Below are 9,346 nucleotides of genomic sequence, written 5' to 3'. Positions count from 1 at the left end.
GTGGCGCGCAAGGCGCCGCGGGCGGCGGCGGCGGCGGCAGTGGCGGCCGGGTGGTGTTGGAAGCCCTCAAGGTGAGCCTGACCTCCGCTGCACGGCTCACCGCGAACGGAGGCAGCGGTGGCGAGGGCGGTGGCGCCAACAACAGCTCGGGGACTGGCGGTTGGAATGGTATCGACGGAGCCGAGAGCAGCAGCACCGTCGCCACTGGCGGTGGCGGTGGGAATATCACGGGCGGTCGCGGCGGAGCCGGTGGTGCTGGCAGCACCCCGCCCGTGAAGGGGGACGACGGCACCGAGAGCGGCAGCGCGGAAGGGGGCGGCGGTGGAGGCGGTGGCGCCGTGGGCTCCATCCACCTGCGCTCCGTCCAGAGTTGCGAAACACCCGTGGGCGCCGTCATCAGCCCCCCTGCCACCGGCGGCTGTCAGGTCCCCTGACCCGCATGCAGGGCAGTCAGGCCAGCAAGCAGCGAGTGTGAAGTTCCACACACTCACTGTGAATCCATGTATCCTGTTTTCCGCCTGCCATTGACCGCGCGGCGAGGTGTCGGGGACCCCGACTGTCTCACGCGGCCAAAACACACATCAGGGGGAATACATCCTATGAATCGCATGCAATTGCTGCGTCGCGGCACCGTGCTGGGCCTGGGCTTCTTCGCGCTGGCGGGCTGTGGGGGACCGGACGCCGTGAGCCAGGATCCCGACGTGGCCACCGTCGAGCAGGGCATCAACGTCGCGACGAACGGCGGCTTCGAGGCCAACGCCATCGGCAACTTCAACTATGTCCAGCTCAACGCAGGCAGCACCGCGCTGCCGCCCTGGACCATCACCGGCAGCATCAAGGTGATGAAGAACCCCTACAAGGTGCCGGCCGGAGGGTTGCAGACCATCGACCTCAACGGCTCCAACGCGGGCTCCGTCACCCAGTACGTCCCCACCGTGGTGGGCGGGGGCTACACGCTGGCGTTCTACGTCTCGAACAGCCCGGGGTGCACCACCGTCTCCCGCTCGATGGACATCGCCTACGACACGCGCACGGCCAGCACCTCCAACGCCTCCGCGACGTGGAGCCTGCGCACCTATACCTTCAACGCCACCACCACCTCGACGCTGATCAAGCTCACCAGCACCTCCGGCGGCGTCGGATGTGGGCTCGCCATCGACAACCTGACCGTCAACGGACCGTGAGCCTCACGGCGCACTGAGCCTCGGGCCGTCGTCCCTTCCACCGGGGCGGCGGCCCGTCTTCGTTTGATGCCACAGCATCCCGGGGCCCCAGAGGCCACGTCGGGAAGTGGCGTAGGATTGTTTCGCGGCTTCTCTCCTCCTGGATGGCTCTCTTGGAATTCCCTCTGGCCCCCGCCCTGCGCATCAACCTGGGCAAGCGCGCTGGCGTCACCGGCGGTCTGCTGGGCGTGTTGTGCGTGTTCGCTGAGTTCTGCTTCCTGTTCCCCCACGTGCTGGTGTCCAACGACGGGCGGGCCTTCTACGTCGAGCACCTGGGCGTCTTCCGCGGCATCCTCCAGGTGTCCATCGTCGTCACCTTCCTCCTGGGCGCCTTCAGCGTGCTGACCCTGCGCTCCAAGGCGCACGGCGTGATTGCCATGGTGCTGGCGATGGTGGCCATGTTGCTGGGCGGCGGCGAGGCGGAGCCCCTCACGCACACGCCTCGCGCGATGAGCGCCGGTCTGGACTTCTTCGCGTTGGACCTGCTGGTGCTGGGGCTGGTGTTCATCCCCATGGAGCGGCTGTGGGGCCTGCACGAACAGCGCATCTTCCGTCCGGGCTGGCAGACGGACCTGAAGCACTTCTTCGTCAGTCACGTGGGCGTGCAGCTCATCTCCTTCGCGGTGCTGATCCCGGTGCAGGTCTTCCTGTCCTGGGCGGTGCGCATGGACTTCCAGCAGCACGTGGCCGCGCAGCCCGTGTGGCTCCAGTTCTTCGAGATCCTCCTGGTGATTGACCTCGTCAGCTACTGGGTGCACCGGGCCTTCCACAAGGTGCCGTGGCTGTGGAACTTCCACGCCATCCACCACTCGCCGCTGCACATGGACTGGCTGGCCAGCTCGCGTTCACACGTGGTGGACGTGCTCGTCAACCGGTTCGCGGGCTTCGTGCCGGTGTTCCTGCTGGGCTTCCACCCGTCCGCCATCTACGGCTACCTCGTCTTCGTGTCCTTCCACGCCGTGTACATCCACGCGAACGTGAACCACCGCTGGCCCTACCTGCGGTGGGTGTTCGCGACGCCGGAGTTCCACCACTGGCACCACACGTCGGACGAGGAGGGCATCGACAAGAACTTCGCCGTCTTCCTGTCCTTCATTGACGTCATCTTCGGCACCGCCCACCAGCCGGCGCACTGGCCTTCGCGCTACGGGACCACGCAGTTCCAGCCTCCGGAGACCTACCTGGGGCAGCTCGCCTACCCGTTCAAGCGGCACGAGAAGACGCCCTACGGGTAGCGGGCGTCCTTCCGCCCCATTTTGAGAGGCAAGCTGGGGGCGCGGCCGTATAGATCGCGCATGCGCTACGCACTGACGGCTGCTTCGTTCCTCGTCCTCGCGGGTTGTTCCCACTCGACGCCCGCGCCTTCGTCGTCCCCCACGTCCCAGACCCAGGAGGCTCCCGTGTCGATGCAGGCGCTCGTGGCGGCCCCGGATCGCACGGACGCGGACCGCGCGCTCGACGCGGGCCGGAATCCCGCCGCGCTGCTGGAGTTCGCGGGCGTGCGGCCCGGCATGAAGGTGGCGGAGCTGATGGCCGGCACGGGCTACACCACGGAGTTCCTGGTGCGCGCGGTGGGGCCCACCGGGAAGGTGTACGGCGAGAACCCGAAGGTCGTGCTGGAGCGCTTCGCGGAGAAGCGGTGGCAGGAGCGGCTGGCGCGTCCGGTGAACCAGAACGTGGTGCGCCTGGACCGCGAGCTCGACGCGCCGTTCCCGCCCGAGGTGAACGACCTGGACGTGGTGGTGAGCAACATCATCTACCACGACACGACGTGGCTCGGCGTGGACCGGGCGAAGATGAACACGGCGGTGTTCCAGGCGCTCAAGCCGGGCGGCTTCTACGTCGTCCTCGACTCGAGCGCGAAGCCGGGCACGGGCATCGCCGACACGGAGACCCTGCACCGCATCGACGAGAAGCTGGTGCGCGACGAGGTGGAGGCCGCGGGCTTCAAGCTCCAGGAGGAGAGCAACGTCTGGCGCAACCCGCAGGACACGCGCGACTGGAACTCCAGCCCGGGCGCCGCAGGCGAGCGCCGGGGCACCAGCGACCGGTTCGCGCTGAAGTTCGTCAAGCCGGGCTGACGTCCTCGTCGCCTGCGTCCGCCTGCTGCCCACGCACCGCCGTGAGCAGCAGGTCGTACTTCCCACCAAGGAACGTGCGGAAGCCGTGCTGGTGCAGGTAGCGCCGGTAGAAGGACAGGTCCTTCACCAGCAGCGACAGGTCCGGCTCGCGCAGGTTGCGAACGCGCGCGCCGTAGACGACCTCGCCGTCGCGGAAGCGGGAGTTGGGGAAGCCCAGCACCAACGAAGCCCGCGGCTCCAGGTGCTCCTGCACCAGCTTGCGCAAGAGCGCCCGGTCATCCACGCCAGGGCTCTGCAGCGTGCCCACGGACACCACCGCGTCGAAGCGTCCCAACCCCGAAGGAAGCGCGTTCAGATCCGCCTGGACGAACGCATGGCGCGCATCCGGGAAGGCCTTACGGGCCTCCGCGATCGCGCTGGCGCTGTGATCCACGCCGACGAAGCGAGCACCCTTCGCGCCCTCCACCCACTCGAACGCGGCCAGCTCATCCCCCCGGTTGACGCCCAGATCCAACACCCGCGCACCCGGCGGCAGGCGCAGCCGCTCCACGGCTTCCAGCCACGGCAACAGGAAGCCCGCATCCTCGAACTTCCGCACCCGCGCGAACGCGGACGCCGCGCCGTAGCGCTCCTGCGGCGACTCCGAGCGCTCCCCTTCCCCACTGCCCGCGTGCCACGGAGCCTCCGCTCCCAGAGGCTCGAACGTGAGCCGCACGTGCGTGGCATCCACCTCGCGCGGCGTGCGCAGGCGGCAGGACAGGCCCTCCGCCAGGTCACACCAGCTTCGCAGCGGCCGATGGACGAGCCCTCCCTCCGGCCCGACGCGCTCGCCCGGATAGTGGCCCCGGCCCAGGTCCGGATCCGGCACCTCGATGGACACGGCCCCCGGGCCCGCCGCCAGCGCCGCCTCCAGGTGACGCAGCACGAGGACCAGCGGTTCGGCGTGAAAGCGCCGAGGACTCTCAAGGGGAACAGGGGGGCGCGACATGCCCCCCACCCTATCGCTCAGCGGGACTCCACCACGACCTTCCCGAACGGTCCCCGGTCCAGGTGCTCCAGCGCGGCGGGCAGGTCCGCCAGGGGGTAGCGCGTGTCGATGACAGGCTTGAGCCCCAGCCGGTCCACCGCGCGCACCAGCTCCTCCAATCCCCGCCGGTGGCCCACGTTGATGCCCCGGATCGTCGGCTCCTTGAGCAGGAGCGGAATGGAGGAGCCCGTCACCGTGAAGCCCTCGAACACACCAATCACGGAGATGCGTCCATGCAGCGCCACCGCTTCGAGCGAGCGTCCCAGGTGCGCGCCGCCCACCAGCTCCAGGATGTGATCCACGCCCCGGTCCGCGGTGAGGCGGTAGACGGCCTCCACCCAGTCCTCGCGCTCCCGGTGGATGACGTGCGTCGCGCCCAGCGCCTTCGCCCGCGCCAGCTTCTCGTCGCTCCCCGAGATGACGATGACGTCCGCGCCCTGGGCCCGCGCGAGCTGCAATCCGAACAGCGCCACGCCGCCCGTGCCCTGCACCAGCACCGTCTGTCCCGGACGCACCGGGCCGTACTCCACCAGCGCGGTCCACGCCGTCAGGCCCGCGCAGGGCAAGGTGCTGGCTTCGGCCGCATCCAGCGTGTCCGGTGCCCTGACGAACCAGTCCGCCGGGAACGCGACGAACTCCGCGAGCACTCCCGGGTGCGTGCCTCCCAGCATCACGTACGGAGCCACGCGCGCCGACCCATGCCCCGGGCCATCCAGGCGACCGGGCGAGAACGTGGAGAGGACCTTGTCCCCCACCGCGAACCGCGTCACCCCCGCCCCCAGGCCCGTCACCACGCCCGCGAGGTCCGAAGCCGGGGTGAAGGGGAACTTCATCGCCGGGCCCCCGCCGGACTCGATGGCCTGCTTGTCCCGGTAGTTCAGCGACACAGCCGCCACCTTCACCAACACCTCACCGGGGCCCGGCTCCGGGATCGCCACGGTGTTGAGGCGCAGCCGCGCACGTCCAGGGGCATCCATCTCCCAGCGCTTCATCGTCGAGGTCACCACGGTCTTCTCCTGGCAGCAGGTTCGTGGCGGAGAAGGTATTGTCGAACGGATTTCTCCAGTGGCGACAAGGGTTCCAATCAGTGTCGCCCCCACGGCGACAATGGACGAAACATGAGCGATCCCCTGCACGGTGTGTCCGTCTTCGTGGAAGCCGTCGACGCCGGTGGCTTCTCCGCCGCCGCCGCGAAGCTCCACCTGTCGCGCTCCGCGGTGGGCAAGACCGTGGCGCGGCTGGAGGAGCGGCTGGGGGTGCGCCTCTTCCATCGCACGACGCGCTCGCAGAGCCTGACCCACGACGGACAGGTCTTCTACGAACGGTGCCTGCGCGCACTGGCGGAGCTGCGCGCGGGAGAAGCGCTGCTGGAGTCCGGCAAGCAGGAGGCCGCCGGCAGGCTGCGCGTCAGCATGCCCGTGCTGTTCGGCCGTCGCTGCGTGGCGCCCATCCTCCGCGACCTCGCGCGTGCGCATCCCAAGCTTGAGCTGGATCTGTCCTTCAGCGACCGCACCGTGGATCTGCTGGAGGACGGCTTCGACCTCGTCATCCGCAGCGCTGGCGGCAACGGGATGGGCGCCGGAGACGGGCTCACCACCCGCCGCGTCAGCCAGCAGCGCATGACCGTTTGCGCCTCACCCGCCTACCTGCGCAAGCGCGGCACGCCCCGCACCCGGGACGCGCTCGCGAAGCACGACACGCTCGCCTACGTCCGCTCCGGGCAGGTGCGCACGTGGCTCTTTCCCCAGGAGGACGGCACGAACGCGGAGTTCGTCCCCCGCTCGCGCTTGCGGTTGGACGACCTGGAGGCCATCGCCGACGCGGCCGTCGCGGGGATGGGGCTCGCGTGGCTGCCCTGCTGGTTGATCCGGGACCACGTCCGCGACCGGGAGCTGGTGCGGCTGCTGCCTGACAGTCCCGGGTTGCTCTTCGACGTCCATGCGCTCTGGCCTGCCACGCCGCACCTACCCGTCCGCGTGCGCGTCGCCATCGATGCGCTCGCGAAGGGACTGCCGCCCGTCATCAAGTGACGTCCTGGCCCACCAGTCTGCGGATGCCCTGGAGCTTGTCGGGATTGCGCGTGACGTAGATGGCGACGATGCGGTCCTCCTCGAAGGCGAACGCGGTGGTCTGCAATACACCGCCCGCTTCCACGGTCACGATGGCCGGCAGTCCGTCAATGAGCCCCTCGTAGACGAGCCGCGAGGAGTTCAGCCCGAAGCGCTGCAGCCACCCACCAAAGAAGCGCAGGACCTTGTCCGCGCCGTAGATGGGGTTGGGGGCTGCCTTCACCTTGCCTCCGCCGTCGGTGTACGTGACGACGTCCTGGGCGAGCAGCGCCTGGAGCGCGTTCATGTCCCCGCTCCGGGACGCGGTGAAGAACGCCGAGGCCAGCTCGCGGCCCTTGCCCTCCGACACCGGGAAGCGCGGTCGGGCTTCACGCACGTGGGTGCGCGCCCGGCTGGCGAGCTGACGGCAGGCCGCGGGGTCGCGGTCGATGGCCTTCGCCACCTCGTCGAAGTCCATGCCGAACACGTCGTGCAGCAGGAAGGCGGCCCGCTCCAGGGGGGACAGGCGCTCCAGGGCCAGCATCAGGGTCAGCGTCAAGTCGTCGCCCTCCACCGCTTCGACGATGGGCTCTGGAAGCCAGGTCCCCACGTACTGCTCGCGCTGGACGCGGGCGGACTTGAGGACGTCGAGGCACAGGCGCGACACCGTGCGGACGAGCACGGCCTCCGCGTCCCGCACGACGGCGCGGTCCGTCTGGTGCCAGCGCAGATACGCCTCCTGCACCACGTCCTCCGCCTCCGCGACACTGCCCAGCATCCGGTAGGCGATGCGGAGCAGGCGCGGGCGGAGCGGGTCGAAGGCATCCTCGGGATTCACCTCAGGCGGCTTCACTTCGCGACACCACCGGATGGACGGCCTGGAAGCCGATCTGGATCCGGTTCCAGGTGTTGATCATTCCGATGACCAGGGTCAGTTTCACGCTCTCCTCCTCGCTGAAGTGCGCCCGCATCGCAGCGTAGTCCGCGTCCGGCGCGTGCGTCTGCGAAACGAGCGTCAGGGCCTCGGTCCAGAGCAGGGCCGCCCGCTCGCGCTCCGTGAAGAGGGGCGACTCCCGCCAGGCGGACAGCAGGTAGATGCGCTCCTCGGTCTCCCCGTGCTGGCGGGCGTCGCGGGTGTGCATGTGGATGCAGTAGGCGCAGCCGTTGAGCTGCGAGGCGCGGATCAGCACCAGCTCCGTCAGGCTCGCCTCAAGCCCGTTGCCCTTGAGCTTCGCTCCGAAGTCGAGCAGTTCCTTCATCACGGCCGGCGCGGCCTCAAAGGGATTCATCCTGGCCTTCATGGGTGTGGCTCCGTTTTTCGGGGCAGGAACATCCTGTCCGCCCCCAGGACGAATCACCCTCGCGGCCTGTGACATGGTCATTTCGGAGGGGATTTTTCCTCCTCGAACACCGTGGCCTTTCGCAGGCGCACCCGGAGCGTCTGCCCGGCGCGCACCCCCTCCAGTGCCGGCCCGATGACGCGAAGGAACGCTTCTGCCACCGGGAAGCGGTACTCCGCCGCATGGCCCAGGAACAGGCGGGCGGACAGAACGAGCGGCGTGCCCGCCTCCCCCAGCTCCAGGTCCTCCGGCCGCACCACCAGCGTCCCCGGTCCCGAGCGTCCCTTCAGCTCCGCCGGCAGCTCGAACGCGACGTCCGTCCCCGCGCAGTGGAAGGTGCCCGCCCGCGCCTCGCCCCGCAGCACGTTCGCGCCGCCCACGAAGCCCGCGACGAACGGCGTCGCCGGCTCCCGGTACAGCCGCTCCGGGGTGTCCACCTGTTCGATGACGCCCCGGTTCATCACCGCGATGCGGTCCGACAGCGCCAGCGCCTCGCCCTGATCATGCGTGACGAACACCAGCGTGGTGCCCAGCCGGGCCCGCAGCGCGGCGATCTCCGCGCGCAGCTCCTCACGCAGCGCCGCGTCCAGGTTCGACAGCGGCTCGTCCAGCAGCAGCACGCGCGGCCCCGCCACCAGCGCCCGAGCGAGCGCCACGCGCTGCAACTGCCCGCCCGACAATTCGTGCGGCATCCGCGCCGCGAACGCCTCCAGCCGCACCCACCGCAGGGCCTCGCGCACGCGGGTGGCCACCTCGTGCCGGGGCACCTTCCGAAGCACCAGCGGATACGCGACGTTCGCCTCCACGCTGCGGTGCGGCCAGACGGCGTAGCTCTGGAACACCATGCCCAGGCCGCGCCGCTCCGGGGGCACGCGCACGCCGGGCCCGGCCACCACGTCGTCGCCCAGGCGGATGGTGCCCGCATCCGGGTGCTCCAGCCCGGCGAGCATCCGCAGCGTCGTCGTCTTCCCGCAGCCAGAGGGCCCCAGCAGGGACACCAGATCCCCCTGGCCCACCTCCAGGCTCAGGCCCCGCACCACGGGCGTCCCGCCATACGCCTTGACCAGTCCCTCCAGGACGATGGCCGCCATCACCGCACCTCCGGCACGCGCCGCCGAGCCCACGCCAGCACACCCTGTCCCGCCACCACCAGCGCCACGAACGCGCACGCCAGCACCGCCGCGGCGGCCGGATCCGCGTAGCTCTGCAGTTCGAACAGCAGCGTCCCCAACACCTCCGAGCCCGCGGGCACCAGCAGCACCGACAAGGTGATCTCCGTGGCGCACGCGAGGAACGCCAGCACGAACGCCACCGTGAGCGCCGGCCGGAGCAGCGGCAGCGTCGCGTCCACGAACGCCCGCGCCGGCCCCGCACCACCCACCCGGGCCGCCTCCGCGAGCGAGGGGTCCACCTGCGCCAGCGCCTCGGAGCTGTTGCGCTCGCCCAGCGCCAGGTACTTCCCGACGTAGGCCACGAGCAGCAGCCACGGCGTGTGCGCGAGCGCCAGCACGAAGGCCATCCGCTCCAGCACCACGAACCGCCAGTCCCGCGAGAACGCCACCAGCAGCGCGAGCGCGAGCACCGTGCCCGGCACCGCGAAGGGCCACACCGCCATCGCCTCCACGCC

At 70.0% G+C, this 9,346-nt stretch carries 10 protein-coding genes and 1 pseudogene; 5 read left to right on the top strand and 6 right to left on the bottom strand.

Annotated elements, in window-relative coordinates; genetic code table 11:
* From D7X12_RS43175 to D7X12_RS35120, 4 genes and pseudogenes are all read left to right on the top strand, one after another.
* A pseudogene (locus D7X12_RS43175) lies at nt 1-434 on the top strand (putative metal-binding motif-containing protein); the annotation flags it as partial.
* Between the two features lie 165 nt (nt 435-599).
* Nucleotides 600-1,184 (top strand): DUF642 domain-containing protein, encoded by a 585-nt coding sequence (locus tag D7X12_RS35130; RefSeq protein ID WP_158620184.1) that lies wholly within the window; start codon nt 600-602, stop codon nt 1,182-1,184.
* Between the two features lie 152 nt (nt 1,185-1,336).
* Nucleotides 1,337-2,458 (top strand): sterol desaturase family protein, encoded by a 1,122-nt coding sequence (locus tag D7X12_RS35125; protein ID WP_244224964.1) that lies wholly within the window; start codon nt 1,337-1,339, stop codon nt 2,456-2,458.
* A 60-nt stretch (nt 2,459-2,518) separates the two neighbouring features.
* Nucleotides 2,519-3,304 carry a class I SAM-dependent methyltransferase gene (locus tag D7X12_RS35120; RefSeq protein WP_120629570.1) on the top strand — a complete coding sequence of 262 codons (786 nt, stop codon included), beginning with the start codon at nt 2,519-2,521 and terminating at the stop codon, nt 3,302-3,304.
* Here the strand turns inward: D7X12_RS35120 and D7X12_RS35115 are convergent.
* On the bottom strand, nt 3,291-4,292 hold the full coding sequence (locus tag D7X12_RS35115) for a class I SAM-dependent methyltransferase (RefSeq protein WP_120629569.1): 1,002 nt from the start codon (nt 4,290-4,292) through the stop codon (nt 3,291-3,293). The two genes, D7X12_RS35120 and D7X12_RS35115, sit on opposite strands and share 14 nt — an antisense overlap.
* A gap of 17 nt (nt 4,293-4,309) precedes the next feature.
* Nucleotides 4,310-5,338: a zinc-dependent alcohol dehydrogenase family protein gene (locus D7X12_RS35110; RefSeq protein WP_244224963.1), complete on the bottom strand. Its 1,029-nt coding sequence runs from the start codon at nt 5,336-5,338 to the stop codon at nt 4,310-4,312.
* Between the two features lie 111 nt (nt 5,339-5,449).
* Between D7X12_RS35110 and D7X12_RS35105 the strand changes: the two genes are divergently transcribed.
* Nucleotides 5,450-6,361 (top strand): LysR family transcriptional regulator, encoded by a 912-nt coding sequence (locus D7X12_RS35105; RefSeq protein ID WP_120629568.1) that lies wholly within the window; start codon nt 5,450-5,452, stop codon nt 6,359-6,361.
* Here the strand turns inward: D7X12_RS35105 and D7X12_RS35100 are convergent.
* The 4 genes from D7X12_RS35100 to D7X12_RS35085 form a co-directional block, all read right to left on the bottom strand.
* Nucleotides 6,354-7,217 carry a sigma-70 family RNA polymerase sigma factor gene (locus D7X12_RS35100; RefSeq protein ID WP_120629567.1) on the bottom strand — a complete coding sequence of 288 codons (864 nt, stop codon included), beginning with the start codon at nt 7,215-7,217 and terminating at the stop codon, nt 6,354-6,356. The genes D7X12_RS35105 and D7X12_RS35100 overlap by 8 nt on opposite strands.
* A gap of 1 nt (nt 7,218) precedes the next feature.
* Entirely contained in the window at nt 7,219-7,680 is a 462-nt protein-coding gene (locus tag D7X12_RS35095) for a carboxymuconolactone decarboxylase family protein (RefSeq protein ID WP_120629566.1), read from the bottom strand.
* 77 nt (nt 7,681-7,757) lie between these two features.
* The gene (locus D7X12_RS35090) at nt 7,758-8,810 is read right to left on the bottom strand and encodes an ABC transporter ATP-binding protein (RefSeq protein WP_167509092.1); all 1,053 of its coding nucleotides are present in this window, start codon (nt 8,808-8,810) and stop codon (nt 7,758-7,760) included.
* Nucleotides 8,810-9,346: ABC transporter permease subunit (locus tag D7X12_RS35085; RefSeq protein WP_120629565.1), on the bottom strand; the 537-nt coding region annotated here is incomplete at its 5' end. The genes D7X12_RS35085 and D7X12_RS35090, both read right to left, overlap by 1 nt.

The sequence above is a fragment of the Corallococcus sicarius genome (genome assembly GCF_003611735.1).
In the GTDB taxonomy this organism is placed as follows: Bacteria; Myxococcota; Myxococcia; order Myxococcales; family Myxococcaceae; genus Corallococcus; species Corallococcus sicarius.
Note: the sequence above shows the minus strand (reverse complement) of the source record. Positions and strands in the feature narration are given on the sequence as shown.

Excerpts from the sequence above, each read along its gene's own strand:
- D7X12_RS35130 (WP_158620184.1), top strand. The coding sequence starts at position 600 with ATGAATCGCATGCAATTGCTGCGTCGCGGCACCGTGCTGGGCCTGGGC.
- D7X12_RS35120 (WP_120629570.1), top strand. The coding sequence starts at position 2,519 with ATGCGCTACGCACTGACGGCTGCTTCGTTCCTCGTCCTCGCGGGTTGT.
- D7X12_RS35115 (WP_120629569.1), bottom strand. The coding sequence starts at position 4,292 with ATGTCGCGCCCCCCTGTTCCCCTTGAGAGTCCTCGGCGCTTTCACGCC.
- D7X12_RS35105 (WP_120629568.1), top strand. The coding sequence starts at position 5,450 with ATGAGCGATCCCCTGCACGGTGTGTCCGTCTTCGTGGAAGCCGTCGAC.
- D7X12_RS35095 (WP_120629566.1), bottom strand. The coding sequence starts at position 7,680 with ATGAAGGCCAGGATGAATCCCTTTGAGGCCGCGCCGGCCGTGATGAAG.
- D7X12_RS35090 (WP_167509092.1), bottom strand. The coding sequence starts at position 8,810 with ATGGCGGCCATCGTCCTGGAGGGACTGGTCAAGGCGTATGGCGGGACG.